The following is a 16662-nucleotide window of genomic DNA, read 5'->3' as shown; positions in this document are numbered from 1 at the left end:
AGGGTTCAACACACGCTCCACGCTCACGCGCGGAGCACCTACTGCCGCACCCGCCCTTTCAGGCGGGCTGGCCGAGCGCCCGGTACCACTGCAGCACCTGATCGACCGCCTGGTCGATCGAAAGCGCCGACGTATCGAGCAGCTTGGCATCTGCCGCGGGCTTCAGCGGCGCGGCCGCGCGATTGCTGTCGCGCGCGTCGCGATCACGGAGATCCCGGAGCAAGTTATCAATATTAGCAGAAAAACCTTTTTGCATCAATTGCTTATGCCGTCTGGCCGCGCGCGCCTCGACGCTGGCCGTCAGAAACACCTTCAGCACGGCATCCGGGAAGATCACCGTGCCCATGTCGCGGCCGTCCGCGACGAGGCCCGGCGTCTTGCGGAACGCGCGCTGGCGGGCGACGAGCGCGGTGCGCACCGGCGCATGCACGGCGATCGCGGACGCGCGGTTGCCGACCGCTTCAGCGCGAATGTCGTTCGACACGTCCGCGCCGTCGAGCTGCGCGCAGCCTTCGCGGAACGTGATATGGAGATCGTCGATCAGTTTCACGAGCGCATCGACGTCTTCGGCCGCGATGTCGTAGCGCATGCTCGCCAGCGCGGCGAGACGGTACAGCGCGCCGCTGTCGAGCAGGTGAAAGCCGAGGTGGGCGGCGACGAGCGCCGCGACGGTGCCCTTGCCGGAAGCGGTCGGGCCGTCGATCGTGATGACCGGGGTCGGGTGAAAGGGTCGGTTGGATTTCATCGGAAATACGGGGTCAGGCTTTCGCGAGCGCGGTGAAGCGGTCGAAATAGTCGGGGAACGTCTTGCCGACGCACTTCGGATCGTTGATGCGCACCGGCACGCCGCCCAGGCTCACGAGCGAGAAGCACATCGCCATCCGGTGATCGTCGTAGGTGTCGATCGCCGCGTTCGGCGTGAGCTTTTCCGGCGGCGTGACGACCAGGTAGTCCGGCCCTTCCTCGACGGTCGCGCCGACCTTGCGCAGCTCGGCCGCCATCGCCGCGATGCGATCCGTCTCCTTCACGCGCCAGCTCGCGATGTTGCGCAGCGTGCTCGGGCCGTCGGCGAACAGCGCCGCGACCGCGATCGTCATCGCCGCGTCGGGAATCAGGTTGAAATCCATGTCGATCGCTTCGAGCTTGCCGTGGTCGTGGCCGATGCCGCGCACCTCGATCCAGTCGTCGCCCATCGTCACGTTCGCGCCCATCTGCATCAGCGCGTTGGCGAAACCGACGTCGCCCTGGATGCTCGCCCGCCCCACGCCCTCGACGCGCAGCGGGCCGCCGCCGAGCGCGCCGGCCGCGAGGAAGTACGACGCGGACGACGCGTCGCCCTCGACCATGATCCGTCCCGGCGACTTGTAGCGGACGCCGGCCGGCACGATGAAGCGCTGCCAGCCGTCGCGCTCGACGCTCACGCCGAAGCGCGCCATCAGCTTGATCGTGATCTCGATGTAAGGCTTCGAGATCAGCTCGCCGTCGACCTCGACGACGATCCGGCCGTCCGGCGCCTTCACGAGCGGCAGCGTCATCAGCAGCGCGGTCAGGAACTGGCTCGACACGTCGCCGCGCACGACGATCGGCGCGTCGACCTTGATCGACGCCGGCTTGATGCGCAGCGGCGGGAAGCCTTCGTTCTGCTCGTAGTCGATCTGCGCACCGATCTGCCGCAGGCCGTCGACGAGATCGCCGATCGGCCGCTCGTGCATGCGCGGCACGCCGTGCACGCGGTAGTCGCCGCCGTTGACCGCCAGCGCCGCCGTGAGCGGCCGCACCGCGGTGCCCGCGTTGCCGAGGAACAGGTCGGCCGTCCTCGCGGTAAACGCGCCGCGCGTGCCGGCGACGACGCAGGTGTCGCCGTCGCGCGCGAGCTTCACGCCGAGCTTGTCGAGCGCATCGAGCATCACGCGCGTGTCGTCGGAATCCAGCAGATTGGTGATCGTCGTTTCGCCTTCGGCGAGCGCCGCGAGCAGCAGCACGCGATTCGAGATGCTCTTCGAGCCGGGCAGGCGCACGGTGCCCGATGCGCTGGAGTACGGGCCGAGATCGAGATATTCCATGGGAGCTTCCTGTTATTTCCTGATCGTTTGGGCTGGCTGTCCGGGGGCCGGCTCGCCGGGCGCGTGCTTGCCGCCGCGCTCCTGCCACGCCGAGCGCGCGGCGCGCGAACGCGCGAATACGGTTTCGAGCGCCGCGCCGTCGCCGGCGTCGATCGCGGCCCGCAGCCGTTCGAGCACGCGCGTGTAGCCGTCGAGCTCGTCGAGCAGCGCGGCGCGGTTCGCGACGCAGATGTCGCGCCACATTTCGGGGCTCGATGCGGCGATGCGCGTGAAATCGCGGAACCCGCCCGCCGCATACGAGAATTTCAGTTCCGCGTCCGCCTCGCCGAGGATCTGCTCGACGAGCGCGAACGACAGCACGTGCGGCAGATGGCTCACCGACGCGAACACGCGATCGTGCTGCTGCGCGCTCATCGTCCGCACGTCGGCGCCGGTCGCGCGCCACATCGCGTCGATCCGCGCGACCGACGCCGCCGGATTCTCCGGCAGCGGGCACAGCACGACGTTGCGGCCGACGTACAGGTCCGGCAGCGCAGCCTCGACGCCGCTCGATTCGCGCCCGGCGATCGGATGCCCCGGCACGAACTGCGCGACGCGCGCGCCGAGCGCGTCGCGCGCGGCGGCCACCACGTCCGACTTGGTGCTGCCCGCGTCGGTGACGATCGTCGCGCCGGCGAGCCACGGCGCGATGCGTGCGAGCAGCGGGCCCGTCTGCGCGACCGGCGCGGCCAGCAGCACCAGATCGGCGCCGGCGAGCGCGTCGCGCAATTGCGCATCGTCGTCGAGCGCCGCTGCGCGATCGATCACGCCGAGCGACACCGCCCGCTCGACCGACGCCGCCGAGCGACCGACGCCGACGATCTCGCCCGCGCCGCCCGGCGCGCGCTCGCGCAGCGCACGGGCCAGCGATCCGCCGATCAGGCCGACGCCGAAGATGACCAGTTTGTTGAATGCAAAGCCTGACACGACAAGAGCCAAGTTGCGCGTGGCGGCCGATGCCGCGCTACGCGTGAGTCCAGATTCCGGGCGGACCGGCGGCCGGCGCCATGCGCCGAACGTCGTCCGCCCCGCCTTCGGCAGCGCCGACCGGCCTGCCGTGCCCACTCCGGCGCGATGCGCGCCGGCACCACCGCGACGCGCGCCCCGTCAGCGCGCGCGCGGATACGAACCGAGAATCTTCAGGAACGCGGCCTTCTGGCCAAGTTCCGCGAGCGCGGCCGTGACCGACGCGTCGTCCCGGTGCCCTTCGATGTCGATGTAGAAGTAGTACTCCCACGTACCGACGCGCGCCGGGCGCGACTCGAAGCGGGTCATCGACACGCCGTGCCGCGCGAGCGGCTCGAGCAGCTTGAACACCGCGCCCGGCTCGTTCTTCACCGACACGATTAGCGAGGTCTGGTCGTGGCCGCTCGGCCCCGCCGGCTGCTTGCCGACGATCACGAAACGGGTGCGGTTGTGCGGATCGTCCTGGATCAGCGAGAACGCGATCTGCAGGCCGTAGTGCGCGGCCGCGCGGTCGCCGGCGATCGCGGCAACCGTCGGATCGGCCGCCGCGAGGCGCGCCGCCTCGGCATTGCTCGCGACCGCCTGCCGCTCGAGTTGCGGCGCGTTCGCCGACAGCCATTGCTGGCACTGGGCCAGCGCCTGCGCATGCGCGCACACGCGCTTCACGCCGTCGAGCGTGCCGTTCTGCGTGAGCAGGTTGTGGTGGATCGGCAGCGCGAGCTCGCCGCTGATCAGCAGTTGCGTCTGCAGCAGCAGGTCGAGCGTGCGCGACACCGCGCCCTCGGTCGAATTCTCGACCGGCGCGATGCCGAACGCCGCGGCGCCCGCCTCGACCGAGCGGAACACCTCGTCGATCGACGGGCACGGCAGTCCTTCGATCGACTGGCCGAAATACTCGAACATTGCCTGTTCGCTGTACGTGCCGACCGGCCCGAGGAACGCGACGTGGATCGTCTGCTCGAGCGCGCGGCTCGCGGCCATGATCTCGCGCCAGATCGCGCTGATGTGCTCGCTCGCGAGCGGCCCCGCGCTCATGTCCTGCAGGCGGTTGATCACCTGCAGCTCGCGTTCCGGCCGGAACACCGGCGCGTTGAAGTGCTTCTTGACCTCGCCTACCTCGAGCGCCACCGCGGCGCGCTGGTTCAGGAGCTCGATCAGCTGCGCGTCGATCGCATCGATGCGGTCGCGCAGCGGTTTCAGGCGGGAATTCAGTTCGTCGTCCATGCGTTTTGCCGTGCTGTTGACCAGCACCGCCGCCGTCAGGCGCGGTGCTGCTCGAAATCCTTCATATACTCGACGAGCGCCTTCACGCCCTCGAGCGGCACCGCGTTGTAGATCGACGCCCGCATGCCGCCGACGGACTTGTGGCCCTTCAGCTGCAGCAGCCCGCGCGCCTTTGCGCCGGCAAGGAAGTCTTCGTTGCGCGTTTCGTCGGCCAGGAAAAAGGGCACGTTCATCCGCGAACGCGCCGCCGGCTCGACCTTGTTCAAATAGAAGCTGCTCGCGTCGATCGTGTCGTAGAGCAGCTTCGCCTTCTCGATGTTGCGGGCCTCGATCGCCTTCAGGCCGCCCTGCCGCTTCAGCCACTGGAACACGAGGCCCGCGATGTAGATCGCGTAGGTCGGCGGCGTGTTGTACAGCGAGTTGTTCGCGGCGACCGTCTTCCATTCGAATGCGGACGGGCAGATCGACAGCGCGCGGTCGAGCAGGTCCTCGCGGACGATCACGAGCGTGACGCCCGCCATCCCGATGTTCTTCTGCGCGCCGCCGAACAGCACGCCGTACTTCGCAACGTCCATCGGGCGCGACAGGATGTGCGACGACACGTCCGCGACGAGCGGCACGTCGCCGAGATCGGGAATCTCGAACGTCTCGACGCCGTCGATCGTCTCGTTCGTGCACAGGTGCACGTAGGCCGGATCGTCCGACAGCTGCCATTCGGCGCGGGCCGGCGCGCGCGTGTAGCCGGCGTCGGTCTTGCCGGTCGCGGCGAGATGCGGCGTGCCGTACTTCTTCGCCTCGTTGAACGACTTCTGCGACCACGAGCCCGTCACGACGAAATCGGCCGTCTTGCGCGACCCGAGCAGGTTCATCGGCACGACTGCGTTTTCCGCGATGCCGCCGCCCTGCAGGAACAGGATCCGGTGGCTCGCCGGCACGTCGAGCAGCTCGCGCAGGTCGGCGAGCGCCGTTTCGTGGATCGACATGAACTCCTTGCCGCGATGGCTCATCTCCATCACGCTCATGCCGCTGCCATGCCAGTCGAGCATTTCGTCGGCGGCTTGCCGCAGCACTTCCTCGGGCATCGCCGCGGGGCCGGCGGAGAAATTAAAGACGCGCATCGTGAAAACCTCGGGAGGGACGCGGCCGGCTCGCCGCCGGCAAAGGAACCGCGCCAGAAAAGGAATGGCCGCTTGCGCTCACGCGCAAACGGCCATTATCGCACTGTCGTCAGGCTCCCGCCAAACCCGGCCGCGCGGCCGGGGGCGGACCGCGACGGCTTACTTGCCCGGCTTGACTGCGGAAACTTCCTTGTCAGCCTGCGCGCGCGTCGCCTGGATCGCTTGCGGCATGTACTTCTGCATCAGGCCGTTGACCACGTCGCGGCCGACCTGATCCTGCACCTGGATGAACTTGCGGCCCGTCGTGCTCTTGTAGAACGTCGTCAGGTCCTTGATCTCCGACGTGCTGTAGTACTTCGCGTACGCGTCGTACTGAGCCTGCATCGCGTCGTTGCTGAACGCCGGCGTCGAGAACACCTTGCCCGCGCCGTCGACCAGCTTCGGCACTGCGTTCTTCTGCAGCGTCGGGACCGCAGCCTGCTTCTGCTTGTCGTTCAGCGTCTTGTTTTCCGACAGCGCGTCCGACAGGATCGCCGGCACCAGTTGCTTCGCCTGCATTTCAGCGCTGTTGCCGATTGCCGACACGAGCTTCGGCGCGTCGATCGCGTCGAGCAGATCCTTGATCGCAGCCTTCTTGTCGGCGTCGATCGGCGCAGCCGCCGCCGGAGCCGGCGCGGGGTTCGACAGCGATTGCGCCATCGCGAACGTCGGCACCAGTGCAGCCAGCAGGACCAGTCGCTTGAATTGCTTTTGCATCATCACTCCCTTCTTGGAAATATGAATGGGTACTTCGCCGCACGCGGCGCGCTTGTTCGCGTTGCGCGCCTGCCCGCGGCCGCTCGAGAGTCACATCCTTGTTCAGGCTTCGCCGTCCGACGCCTCGTCGGCCTCGCCGTCGCCATCTTCGGCTTCCGCGATCTGCTGCAGGCCGGAGAGCTTCGTACCCTCGTCGAGGCTGATGAGTGTAACACCTTGCGTGGCGCGTCCCATTTCGCGAATCTCCGAAACGCGCGTGCGAATCAGGACACCGGCCGTGGTGATCAGCATGATCTGGTCCTCGGCGTCGACGAGCGTCGCGGCGACCACCTTGCCGTTGCGCTCGGACGTCTGGATCGCGATCATGCCCTTCGTGCCGCGGCCGTGACGCGTGTACTCGGTGATCGGGGTGCGCTTGCCGTAGCCGTTCTCGGTCGCGGTGAGCACCGACTGCTCCTCGCTGCCCGCGACCAGCATCGCGATGACCTGCTGGCCATCCTCGAGCTGCATCCCGCGCACGCCGCGCGCCTCGCGGCCCATCGGACGCACGTCGTTCTCGTCGAAGCGCACCGCCTTGCCGGCGTCGGAGAACAGCATCACGTCGTGCGCGCCGTCGGTGATCGACGCGCCGATCAGGTAATCGCCGTCGTCGAGGCCGACCGCGATGATGCCCTTCTTCATCGGGCGGCTGAACGCCTCGAGCGGCGTCTTCTTCACGGTGCCGAGCGACGTCGCCATGAACACGAACTTGTCGGCCGAGAACTCCTTGACCGGCAGCACGACGTTGATCTTCTCGCCGTCCTGCAGCGGGAACATGTTGACGATCGGGCGGCCGCGCGAATTGCGCGAGCCCTGCGGTACCTCGTAGACCTTGACCCAGTACACGCGGCCGCGGTTCGAGAAGCACAGCATGTAGTCGTGCGTGTTCGCGATGAAGAGCGTCTCGATCCAGTCGTCTTCCTTCATCTGCGTCGCCTGCTTGCCGCGGCCGCCGCGCTTCTGTGCGCGGTATTCGGACAGCGGCTGCGACTTCACGTAGCCCGAATGGGACATCGTGACGACCATGTCCTGCGGGGTGATCAGGTCTTCGGTGTTCAGCTCGGTCGCGTTCAGCTCGATCTTCGAGCGGCGCGCATCGCCGAATTCGGCCTTCACGGCGGTCAGCTCCTCGCCGATCATCACCGTGATCCGCTCGGGGCGGGACAGGATATCCAGCAGGTCTGCGATCTGCGCCATCACGTCGCGGTATTCGCCGATGATCTTGTCCTGCTCGAGGCCGGTCAGGCGCTGCAGGCGCATCTGCAGGATTTCCTGGGCCTGCGTGTCGGACAGCCTGTAAAGGCCGTCGCCCTGCATGCCGAACGCCGGGTTCAGCCCTTCCGGGCGATACGCGTCGCGGCCGCCCGCCGTGGCGTTCTCGGTCTCGGCGCGGGTGAGCATCTCGCGCACCAGCGACGAATCCCACGCCTTGGCCATCAGCTCCTGCTTCGCGATCGGCGGCGTCGGCGCGGCCTTGATGATCGCGATGAACTCGTCGATGTTCGCGAGCGCCACCGCGAGGCCTTCGAGCACGTGGCCGCGCTCGCGCGCCTTGCGCAGTTCGTAGACTGTCCGGCGCGTGAGCACTTCGCGGCGGTGCGCGAGGAAGCACTGCAGGATTTCCTTCAGGTTGAGCAGCTTCGGCTGGCCGTCGACCAGCGCGACCATGTTCATGCCGAAGGTGTCCTGCAGCTGGGTCGCCTTGTACAGGTTGTTCAGCACCACTTCCGGCACTTCGCCGCGCTTGAGCTCGATCACGACGCGCATGCCGCTCTTGTCGGACTCGTCGCGGATGTCGGAGATGCCCTCGAGCTTCTTCTCATTGACGAGCTCGGCGATGCGCTCGAGCAGCGAGCGCTTGTTGACCTGGTACGGCAGCTCGTCGACGATGATCGCCATCCGCTGGCCGCGGTCGATCTCCTCGAAGTGCGTGGCCGCGCGCATCACGACGCGCCCGCGGCCGGTGCGATAGCCGTCGCGCACGCCGGCGACGCCGTAGATGATGCCCGCCGTCGGGAAGTCCGGCGCCGGGATGATCTCGATCAGCTCGTCGATCGTCGCTTCAGGGTTGTGCAGCAGGTGCTGGCACGCGTCGACGACTTCGTTCAGGTTGTGCGGCGGGATGTTGGTCGCCATGCCGACCGCGATGCCCGACGAACCGTTGATCAGCAGGTTCGGGATCCGCGACGGCAGGATCAGCGGCTGCATCTCGCTGCCGTCGTAGTTCGGGCCGAAATCGACGGTTTCCTTGTCGATGTCGGCAAGCAGCTCGTGACCGATCTTCGCCATGCGAATTTCGGTGTAACGCATCGCGGCGGCGTTGTCGCCGTCGATCGAGCCGAAGTTGCCTTGCCCGTCGACCAGCATGTAGCGCAGCGAGAAATCCTGCGCCATCCGCACGATCGTTTCGTAGACCGCGCTGTCGCCGTGAGGGTGGTACTTACCGATCACGTCGCCGACGATACGCGCCGACTTCTTGTAGGCCCGGTTCCAGTCGTTGTTCAGTTCGTGCATCGCGAACAGGACGCGCCGGTGCACGGGCTTCAGGCCATCGCGGACATCCGGAAGGGCACGTCCGACGATCACGCTCATCGCGTAATCGAGATACGAACGGCGCATTTCCTCCTCGAGGGAGGTGGGCAGGGTCTCTTTGGCGAATTGATCCATGTATCCGTATCTTTTCGGAGCGAAGACGGGAACGCCTTTCGCATGAGCGCTGCATGCGCAACGCAACGCGAGATTCTAACATGCGCACTTCTCCCGCAAATTCGCCCCCCCTCTATATAAGAATGGCGAAAGCCGCGGCGGCCGCCCGCATGCCCGTTCGCGCCCCGAAAGCACCCCGCCCGGCCATTTCACATGTACACGCAGACATTCCCGCACCCGCGCGCAAATTCGCACCCGCACACTTGACAATCTCTAAAAGTTACGGCAGGGCGGTGTTGCGCATGCGCCACAAACGGAGAGGCGATGTTGGGGTGGGGAGGATTTTTTTTCGTGGGAAGGGAACGATATGGCAAAATGCCAACGCACTGAAAGTTAGACGCTGCTCGAAGTCTACACAGAGCGGCGCCGCGTTTTTTGTGCCGCACCAATGTTATACTTCGAGCAATGTATGACTTGTCACCGTCAACAGGCTCGCAGTAAACCTGCGGTAATCTCAATTTCGAGAGGAGAAATATGAATAAACTTTCAAAGCTCGCGTTCATTGCAGCTACCGCAGTTATGGCTGCATCCGCATCGGCACAATCGGTGCCGGCGTCGCGACAAGCCGTGAATGACAACTGGGTGAACGGTACCGGCGAATACGTCTGGATGAACGGCACGAACGAGCTTTGCTGGCGCGATGCATTCTGGACGCCGGCCACCGCCAATGCGAAGTGCGATGGCGCACTGGTCACCCAGGCAGCCGCACCGACCCCGGTCGCACCGGCAGCTCCGGCAATCTCGAGCCAGAAGATCACGTATCAAGCCGACGCACTGTTCGACTTCGACAAGGCAACGCTGAAGCCGCTGGGCAAGCAGAAGCTGGACGACCTGGCTGGCAAGATCCAGGGCATGAACACGGAAGTGGTCGTCGCAACGGGCTACACCGACCGCATCGGTTCGGACAAGTACAACGACCGTCTGTCGCTGCGCCGTGCGCAAGCCGTGAAGTCGTACCTGGTCAGCAAGGGCATCCCGGCCAACAAGATCTACACGGAAGGCAAGGGCAAGCGCAACCCGGTCACGACCGGCTGCAACCAGAAGAACCGCAAGCAGCTGATCGCCTGCCTCGCACCGGACCGCCGCGTGGAAGTCGAAGTGGTCGGTACGCAAGAAGTGCAGAAGACGACCGTTCCGGCACAGTAAGCCGCGGTCCTCGACTGCCTCAAAGCCCCGCCTCGGCGGGGCTTTTTCATTGACGCCTGCCGGGGCGCTCGCTGGCCTCGCCGTCCGCCCGCTTATATACTCGGGGCTTGATGCAGCGATGCGTCGCCCTCCTCCCGTAGCCCGTTTGCCGACATGACCAACGCCGATCCGCACGAACTCCAGAAATTCAGCGACCTCGCCCATCGGTGGTGGGATCCGAATGCCGAATTCAAGCCGCTGCACGACCTGAACCCGGTCCGGCTCGGCTGGATCGACGCGCACGCCCATCTGGCCGGCAAGCGCGTGCTCGACATCGGTTGCGGCGGCGGCATCCTGTCCGAATCGATGGCGGGGCTCGGCGCGCAGGTGAAAGGCATCGACCTGTCCACCGAAGCGCTTGGCGTCGCCGACCTGCACAGCCTCGAGAGCGGCGTGACGGTCGACTACGAGGCGATCGCGGCCGAAGCGATCGCGGAACGCGAGCCCGGCACCTACGACGTGGTCACGTGCATGGAAATGCTCGAGCACGTGCCGTCGCCGGCCAATGTCGTCGCGGCCTGCGCAACGCTCGTCAAGCCGGGCGGCTGGGTGTTCTTCTCGACGCTGAACCGCAACCTGAAGTCCTACCTGTTCGCGGTGATCGGCGCCGAGTACATCGCACAAATGCTGCCGAAGGGCACGCACGACTACGCACGCTTCATCCGTCCGTCGGAACTGGCCGGCTTCGTGCGCGCCACCGATCTGCACGTCGTGGAGATCAAGGGCATCACGTATCATCCGCTCGGCAAGCGCTTCGCGCTGTCGAACGACACCGACATCAATTATCTCGTCGCGTGCCGTCGCGGTGCGTGACAACGATTCGACCGGTATGACGACTTCCCTCTCGCCCACGCGGGCCGCGCCTGACGACCCGGGCCTGCAGCGCTGCGACGCGGTGCTGTTCGATCTCGACGGCACGCTCGCCGATACCGCACCCGATCTCGCGGCCGCCGTCAACAAGATGCAGCGCGCGCGCGGGCTGGCCGAAACCCCGCTCGACACGCTGCGGCCGCTGGCGTCCGCCGGCGCGCGCGGCCTGCTCGGCGGCGCATTCGGCATCACCCCGCAATCGGCCGACTACGACGCGATGCGCGACGAGTTCCTGGCCAACTACGCGACCGACCTTTGCGTGCACACGACGCTGTTCCCCGGCATCGACACGCTGCTCGACGAACTCGACGCGCGCGGCGTGCGCTGGGGCATCGTCACGAACAAGGCGATGCGCCTGACCGAACCGCTCGTCGGCCTGCTCGGCCTCGGCCCGCGCGCGGCGTGCGTCGTCGGGGGCGACACGACGCCGCACGCGAAGCCGCACCCTGCCCCGCTGCTGCATGCGGCCGGACAGCTGACGATCTCGCCCGAACGCATCGTCTACGTCGGCGACGACCTGCGCGACATTCAGGCCGGCAGCGCGGCGGGCATGGCGACCGTCGCGGCCGCCTATGGCTATTGCGGCGACGGCGCCGCGCCGGGAGACTGGCAAGCGCAGCACCTTGTCGAAACGACGCAGCAATTACGCGAGCTGCTGCGCGATGTTGGGCTATAATGTTAGATCTTATCCGCGGGGGCGACCTGGTTTCGACAGGGGTTGTGAAGCGGCTAGGGCATGTCGAGGACCCGTCACCTCGTTAATCAATGGGAAAAACGTAACTGCAAACGACGATACGTTCGCACTGGCAGCCTAAGGGCCGCCGTCCTCTGCCTAGTTCACTGACGGGCTAGCGTCGCAAGACCGGTAGCAATACCGCCAGAGGTCATTTACGTCAGTTAAGCCTTGGCGGCGTCGCGACGCCCGGGTCGAAAACCTAGCGAATCGCCGTAGCGCAGCGTGTTCGTCCGCGTCGCTGCGGTTAAATCAAATGACAGAACTAAACATGTAGAACTGGTCGTGGAGCGCTTCTGGACGCGGGTTCGATTCCCGCCGCCTCCACCAAATTCTCGCGATGCAACGAACCCCGCACGACGACCGTCCTGCGGGGTTTTTTGTTGCCTGTGCAACGCATCCGTGGCGCACGGTGCCGCCCTCCTTCGGAAAAAGCGCCCAGCCCCGATGGGCCGGGCGGAATGCCGCGGAAAACCCGGCGGCAGGAGGTGACGGATATCGGGCCGCCCCGCGAGCGCCTCATACAGGCGCACGCGGCGACAGCCCACCCTGGCCCGACCGTTCGGCGCGCCGCGCGACTGATCGTCGCACCTGACGCTCCGCCCGCCGTCCCGGGTGACGCGCGGCTTAGCTGCCGCGATACAGCAAGTTCATTTCGTCGGCAGTGGCCGGACGCACGCCCGCTGCGCGCGAACCGGACGCCGATGAGCCCTGCGCTTGCGCGCCGTAACCGCTCGCATCGACACCTTGCGCCTGCGCGACGGCATTGCGCTGCTGCTCGGCGACGCGCGCGGTCGCGGCCTGGATCGCTTCCGGGTAATGCGGATCTTCACCGCGTGCCGAGTTGTAGCCTGCCTGCTGGAGCTGAACCAGTTCGGCGCGCACCTGCGCGCGGGTAATCTGCGAACCCGGCTGGGCGAACGACACGACCGGGGCAACGAGGGCTGCAGCAACGACGACGGCTTGAACGAGCGATTTCATGATGACCTACCTCCAGATTTGTCCGTTTTCGCGATGAACACCTCGTTCATCGCTGACACCTGAAGTTTATGTAGGCAGTTGCTTAAGAATAAGGCAGGTTTCGGGAAGACAGACTTCCAGAATACGGGTTAACCACTACGCAAGCGTCAGATTCTCGCGGGCTCCGTTTGCCGCCGGTACCGCGGAAACGCGCGAGCCCCGCGAAGCAGGATGCTCGCGGGGCTCGCAATGAATGAAACATGTCAGTACGCCCGGGAACGAAACCACGCCGGGCGACGCCCGGACGCCCTCATCGCCGCTTCATTCGCCGTCCATCGGGCACTTCAGGTTGCAGCCGTTCGGATCACCCAGGTCGCCCTTGCGGCGCAGCGCGGATTTCTTGCCGCTCTGATATTTCTTCGACGGCGCCGACGCCGCAAACGGCATCTGCGGATGTTCATTCAGCCGGAACTGGTCGCTCAGAATGCCGCCGGGCACGCCGGGCGAATTCTGCGCGAACGCGAGCGGCGAAGCCGCGATCAGCAACCCCGCGGTCAACGCTGCCGCGGCGAGGGGAAGGGAAAGTTTCATGGCGTGACGACGCCTGGCTGGCGTGCTTGTTGGAACGTTGATCGAGCGGCAAGCGTAGCGCAAATCCGCAGCCGCTGCAGAGCCGCTCTCGCGCGGCCCCGTTACCGTGCGTTGTCGCTGCGCGCCATCTACGCGTCCGTGCCGGCGAGCCCCGCCGCGACGCTCGTCACCGTGCCGCACGCGGCCGGATCGTAGCCGTCGAGACGCGCGACCCGCTCGACGTAGCGCGCATCGCGCAGCAACGCCAGCACGCCGTCGAGCGGCCGCTCGTCGAGCCCTTCGCGCTCGCAAGCGAAGTAGTAATCCTCGTCGACGACCGGAATGAAATCGAGACCGAAATGATGCGCGGCCGGCTCGACGCCGAAGCCGAGATCGGCCATCCCGCTGGCGACGAACGCGGCGATCGCCGAATGGGTCAACTCGGCCGACGCATAGCCGTTGATGCGTTCGGGATCGACGCCGATCCGGCGCAACGCGAGATCCAGCAGCATGCGCGTGCCCGAACCCGGCTGGCGGTTGACGAAGCGGATGTCGTCGCGCGCGAGGTCGGACAGGCCGCGCACCTGCTTCGGGTTGCCGCGCGGCAAGAACAACCCTTGCTTGCGCCGCGTCAGGTGAATCAGCACGTGGCGCGCGTCGTCGAGCCAGGGCCGGTAGATCTGCGCGCATTGTTCGCGAAACTCGCCACGCGGCAGATGAAACCCCGCCAGCTCGCATTCGCCGCGCGCGAGCGCCTGCACGGCCTCGACGCTCTCGCGATACTTGATGTCGACCGCCGCATGTGCGTCGACCAGGGCAGAGACGAGCGCCGCAACCGCATAACCGTGCGACGCGTGGATCCGCACGCCGCCGTCGCGCTGCGCGAGCCGCCGGTTCAGGTCGCTCGCGACTTCGGCGGCCAGCGCGCGCAGGTTCCCGTCGAGACGGCTGCGCGCGAGGCGCTGCGCGTCGACGACCGCCTGCCCGAGCTCGGACAGCACCGAGCCCTTGCCTCGCGCGGTTTCGATCAGCGCGCCGCCGACGCAGGCCTCCAGCGCGCGCAGCACCCCCCATGCGTGCCGGTACGACAACCCCTTGGCCTGCGCCGCCTGCGCGATGCTGCCCGTCCCGGCGACGAGCTCCAGCAGCGGCGCGACGTCCGACAGGCTCGCCTTGCGCCCCTCGCTGTCGCGCACGATCAGATTTGCGTCGCATTCGACTCGAATCATTTATGCACCATGACTTCCTATTGCGACCACTCAATGTTCCGCTTATCGTTGAACCAAATCCAACAGAACGAAGTCAGCATGCGCAATATATGAATCACCGGCGCATATGAGACTTTGGAGGAGCATAACAGATGTCCCCGATTTCCGAAGCGCCCGACGCACTCGTCGCGCGGCATGCGCACGGCGGCCGGTCGCTCGTCGCCGTGCTGCACGCGATCCAGGACGAAGCGGGCTACGTGCCGCCCGGTTGCGTCGCGCCGCTCGCGAAGGCGCTGAACCTGTCGCGCGCGGAAGTGCACGGCGTCCTCACCTATTACCACCATTTCCGCACCGAGCCGCCGGCGCGCGTGACGATCCAGATGTGCCGCGCCGAAGCGTGCCGCAGCATGGGCTGCGAGGCGCTCGCGGCGCACGCGCAAGCGCGCACCGGCTGCACGTTCGACGCGTCGCACGCGGGCGCCGTCGCGCCGGGCGCCGTCGCGCTCGAGTCCGTCTACTGCCTGGGGCTCTGCGCGCAATCGCCGTCGATGACGGTCAACGGCGTGCTGCACGCGAAGGTCACCCCGGAGAAATTCGACGCGCTGCTCGCCGACGCCGTCGCCCACGCTCAGGAGACCGCATGACGACCCGCATCTATGTGCCGCGCGATTCGTCCGCGCTCGCCCTCGGCGCCGATGCGCTCGCCGCCGCGATCGTCGCGGAAGCCGAACGGCGCGGCATCGCGATCGACCTCGTGCGCAACGGCACGCGCGGCCTGCTGTGGCTCGAACCGCTCGTCGAGATCGGCACGGCGGCCGGCCGCGTCGGCTATGCGAACCTGTCGGCCGCCGACGTGCCTGCCCTGTTCGACGCCAACTGGCTCGACGGCGGCGCACACCCGAGCGGCGTCGGCCTCGTCGACGCGCTGCCGTATCTCGCGCGCCAGCAGCGCCTCACGTTCGCGCGCATCGGCCTGACCGACCCGCTGTCGATCGACGACTACCTGCGGCACGACGGCCTCGCCGGCCTGAAGAACGCGCTCGCGCTCGACGGCGACGCCGCGTGCGACGCGCTGATCGAGTCGGGCCTGCGCGGCCGCGGCGGCGCGGCATTTCCGGCCGGCATCAAATGGCGCACGGTGCGGCACGCGAGCGCGAATCAGAAATACATCGTCTGCAATGCGGACGAAGGCGACTCGGGCACGTTCTCCGATCGCCTGATCATGGAAAGCGACCCGTACTGCCTGATCGAAGGGATGATCATCGCGGGCATCGCGACCGGCGCGACGATCGGCTACATCTACGTGCGCAGCGAATATCCGCACGCGATCGCGACGCTCGAAGCCGCGATCGCGCGCGCCCGCGACGCCGGCTGGCTCGGCGCGAGCGTACTCGGCTCCGCGCACGCGTTCGAGCTGCACGTCGCGAAAGGCGCGGGCTCGTACGTATGCGGCGAGGAAACCGCGCTGCTCGAATCGCTCGAGGGCAAGCGCGGCGTCGTGCGCGCGAAGCCGCCGCTGCCGGCGCTCGCCGGGCTGTTCGGCCAGCCTACCGTGATCAACAACGTGATCACGCTCGCGACCGCGCCGGTGATCTTCGCGCGCGGCGCCGCGTTCTATCGCGACTTCGGGATGGGCCGCTCGCGCGGCACGCTGCCGTTCCAGCTCGCCGGCAACATCCGGCACGGCGGGCTCGTCGAACTCGCGTTCGGCGTCACGCTGCGCGAGCTGCTGTTCGATTTCGGCGGCGGCACCGCCAGCGGCCGGCCCGCACGCGCCGCGCAGGTCGGCGGCCCGCTCGGCACCTACCTGCCCGAGCACCAATGGGACGTGCCGCTCGATTACGAGGCGTACGCGGCGATCGGCGCGGTGGTCGGCCACGGCGGCATCGTGCTGCACGACGACACGTCGAACCTCGCCGAGCTCGCCGAGTACGCGATGAAATTCTGCGCGATCGAATCGTGCGGCAAATGCACGCCGTGCCGGATCGGCTCCACGCGCGGCGTCGAGACGATCGCGCGCATCCGCCGGGGCGACACGTCGGAGCGCCAGGTCACGCTGCTGCGCGACCTGTGCGACACGATGCTCGCCGGCTCGCTCTGCGCGATGGGCGGGATGACGCCGTACCCGGTGCTGTCCGCGCTCGACCATTTCCCCGAAGATTTCGGGCTCGCCGCCGGCAAGGATGCCGCGCCGGGCCCGGCCAAGGCCGCGGCCTGACCCAGAA

General features: G+C 67.1%; 15 protein-coding genes and 1 other RNA gene. 6 read left to right on the top strand and 10 right to left on the bottom strand.

Annotated features, from left to right (window positions below; all coding sequences use genetic code 11):
* Positions 1-58: 58 nt before the first annotated feature.
* The 7 genes from cmk to gyrA form a co-directional block, all read right to left on the bottom strand.
* A complete protein-coding gene (gene cmk, locus KY49_RS03755; RefSeq protein WP_042583418.1) occupies positions 59-745 on the bottom strand; it encodes a (d)CMP kinase in 687 nt (228 codons plus the stop codon).
* A gap of 13 nt (positions 746-758) precedes the next feature.
* Complete coding sequence (gene aroA, locus KY49_RS03750) at positions 759-2063, bottom strand: 3-phosphoshikimate 1-carboxyvinyltransferase (protein WP_042583417.1); 1305 nt, start codon at positions 2061-2063, stop codon at positions 759-761.
* A gap of 12 nt (positions 2064-2075) precedes the next feature.
* Positions 2076-3029: a prephenate dehydrogenase gene (locus tag KY49_RS03745; RefSeq protein WP_042583416.1), complete on the bottom strand. Its 954-nt coding sequence runs from the start codon at positions 3027-3029 to the stop codon at positions 2076-2078.
* 180 nt (positions 3030-3209) lie between these two features.
* On the bottom strand, positions 3210-4292 hold the full coding sequence (gene pheA, locus KY49_RS03740) for a prephenate dehydratase (protein WP_042584543.1): 1083 nt from the start codon (positions 4290-4292) through the stop codon (positions 3210-3212).
* A 35-nt stretch (positions 4293-4327) separates the two neighbouring features.
* Positions 4328-5410, bottom strand: a complete 1083-nt coding sequence (gene serC, locus KY49_RS03735) for a 3-phosphoserine/phosphohydroxythreonine transaminase (protein ID WP_042583415.1) — start codon at positions 5408-5410, stop codon at positions 4328-4330.
* Between the two features lie 159 nt (positions 5411-5569).
* Positions 5570-6166, bottom strand: a complete 597-nt coding sequence (locus KY49_RS03730; RefSeq protein ID WP_042584542.1) for a DUF2059 domain-containing protein — start codon at positions 6164-6166, stop codon at positions 5570-5572.
* A 102-nt stretch (positions 6167-6268) separates the two neighbouring features.
* Complete coding sequence (gyrA, locus tag KY49_RS03725) at positions 6269-8872, bottom strand: DNA gyrase subunit A (RefSeq protein ID WP_029226461.1); 2604 nt, start codon at positions 8870-8872, stop codon at positions 6269-6271.
* 513 nt (positions 8873-9385) lie between these two features.
* On the opposite strand from gyrA, the gene ompA reads away from it, so the two are divergent.
* From ompA to ssrA, 4 genes are all read left to right on the top strand, one after another.
* Positions 9386-10057, top strand: a complete 672-nt coding sequence (gene ompA, locus KY49_RS03720; RefSeq protein ID WP_042583414.1) for an outer membrane protein OmpA — start codon at positions 9386-9388, stop codon at positions 10055-10057.
* 153 nt (positions 10058-10210) lie between these two features.
* Complete coding sequence (gene ubiG / locus KY49_RS03715; protein WP_010091733.1) at positions 10211-10909, top strand: bifunctional 2-polyprenyl-6-hydroxyphenol methylase/3-demethylubiquinol 3-O-methyltransferase UbiG; 699 nt, start codon at positions 10211-10213, stop codon at positions 10907-10909.
* 16 nt (positions 10910-10925) lie between these two features.
* Complete coding sequence (gph, locus tag KY49_RS03710; protein WP_042583413.1) at positions 10926-11642, top strand: phosphoglycolate phosphatase; 717 nt, start codon at positions 10926-10928, stop codon at positions 11640-11642.
* A gap of 17 nt (positions 11643-11659) precedes the next feature.
* Positions 11660-12029, top strand: a transfer-messenger RNA (tmRNA) gene (ssrA, locus tag KY49_RS34760).
* Positions 12030-12326: 297 nt separating this feature from the next.
* Here the strand turns inward: ssrA and KY49_RS03705 are convergent.
* From KY49_RS03705 to KY49_RS03695, 3 genes are all read right to left on the bottom strand, one after another.
* Positions 12327-12680: a DUF4148 domain-containing protein gene (locus tag KY49_RS03705; protein WP_042583412.1), complete on the bottom strand. Its 354-nt coding sequence runs from the start codon at positions 12678-12680 to the stop codon at positions 12327-12329.
* 300 nt (positions 12681-12980) lie between these two features.
* On the bottom strand, positions 12981-13250 hold the full coding sequence (locus KY49_RS03700; protein ID WP_042583411.1) for a hypothetical protein: 270 nt from the start codon (positions 13248-13250) through the stop codon (positions 12981-12983).
* A 128-nt stretch (positions 13251-13378) separates the two neighbouring features.
* Positions 13379-14458: a substrate-binding domain-containing protein gene (locus KY49_RS03695; RefSeq protein ID WP_042583410.1), complete on the bottom strand. Its 1080-nt coding sequence runs from the start codon at positions 14456-14458 to the stop codon at positions 13379-13381.
* Positions 14459-14589: 131 nt separating this feature from the next.
* Here KY49_RS03695 and KY49_RS03690 point away from each other — a divergent pair, with 131 nt between their 5' ends.
* Positions 14590-15081 carry an NAD(P)H-dependent oxidoreductase subunit E gene (locus KY49_RS03690; RefSeq protein WP_042583409.1) on the top strand — a complete coding sequence of 164 codons (492 nt, stop codon included), beginning with the start codon at positions 14590-14592 and terminating at the stop codon, positions 15079-15081.
* A complete protein-coding gene (locus KY49_RS03685; RefSeq protein WP_042583408.1) occupies positions 15078-16655 on the top strand; it encodes a formate dehydrogenase beta subunit in 1578 nt (525 codons plus the stop codon). The genes KY49_RS03690 and KY49_RS03685 overlap by 4 nt, the downstream gene beginning before the upstream one ends.
* Positions 16656-16662: the final 7 nt, after the last annotated feature.

Source organism: Burkholderia sp. MSHR3999 (assembly GCF_000833595.1).
Lineage (GTDB): Bacteria > Pseudomonadota > Gammaproteobacteria > Burkholderiales > Burkholderiaceae > Burkholderia > Burkholderia ubonensis.
This window is presented reverse-complemented; position numbering and strand designations above follow the sequence as displayed.

Excerpts from the sequence above, each read along its gene's own strand:
- KY49_RS03705 (WP_042583412.1), bottom strand. The coding sequence starts at position 12,680 with ATGAAATCGCTCGTTCAAGCCGTCGTCGTTGCTGCAGCCCTCGTTGCC.
- KY49_RS03690 (WP_042583409.1), top strand. The coding sequence starts at position 14,590 with ATGTCCCCGATTTCCGAAGCGCCCGACGCACTCGTCGCGCGGCATGCG.
- KY49_RS03700 (WP_042583411.1), bottom strand. The coding sequence starts at position 13,250 with ATGAAACTTTCCCTTCCCCTCGCCGCGGCAGCGTTGACCGCGGGGTTG.
- serC (WP_042583415.1), bottom strand. The coding sequence starts at position 5,410 with ATGCGCGTCTTTAATTTCTCCGCCGGCCCCGCGGCGATGCCCGAGGAA.
- cmk (WP_042583418.1), bottom strand. The coding sequence starts at position 745 with ATGAAATCCAACCGACCCTTTCACCCGACCCCGGTCATCACGATCGAC.
- pheA (WP_042584543.1), bottom strand. The coding sequence starts at position 4,292 with ATGGACGACGAACTGAATTCCCGCCTGAAACCGCTGCGCGACCGCATC.
- gph (WP_042583413.1), top strand. The coding sequence starts at position 10,926 with ATGACGACTTCCCTCTCGCCCACGCGGGCCGCGCCTGACGACCCGGGC.
- ompA (WP_042583414.1), top strand. The coding sequence starts at position 9,386 with ATGAATAAACTTTCAAAGCTCGCGTTCATTGCAGCTACCGCAGTTATG.
- KY49_RS03730 (WP_042584542.1), bottom strand. The coding sequence starts at position 6,166 with ATGCAAAAGCAATTCAAGCGACTGGTCCTGCTGGCTGCACTGGTGCCG.
- KY49_RS03685 (WP_042583408.1), top strand. The coding sequence starts at position 15,078 with ATGACGACCCGCATCTATGTGCCGCGCGATTCGTCCGCGCTCGCCCTC.
- gyrA (WP_029226461.1), bottom strand. The coding sequence starts at position 8,872 with ATGGATCAATTCGCCAAAGAGACCCTGCCCACCTCCCTCGAGGAGGAA.
- aroA (WP_042583417.1), bottom strand. The coding sequence starts at position 2,063 with ATGGAATATCTCGATCTCGGCCCGTACTCCAGCGCATCGGGCACCGTG.
- KY49_RS03695 (WP_042583410.1), bottom strand. The coding sequence starts at position 14,458 with ATGATTCGAGTCGAATGCGACGCAAATCTGATCGTGCGCGACAGCGAG.
- ubiG (WP_010091733.1), top strand. The coding sequence starts at position 10,211 with ATGACCAACGCCGATCCGCACGAACTCCAGAAATTCAGCGACCTCGCC.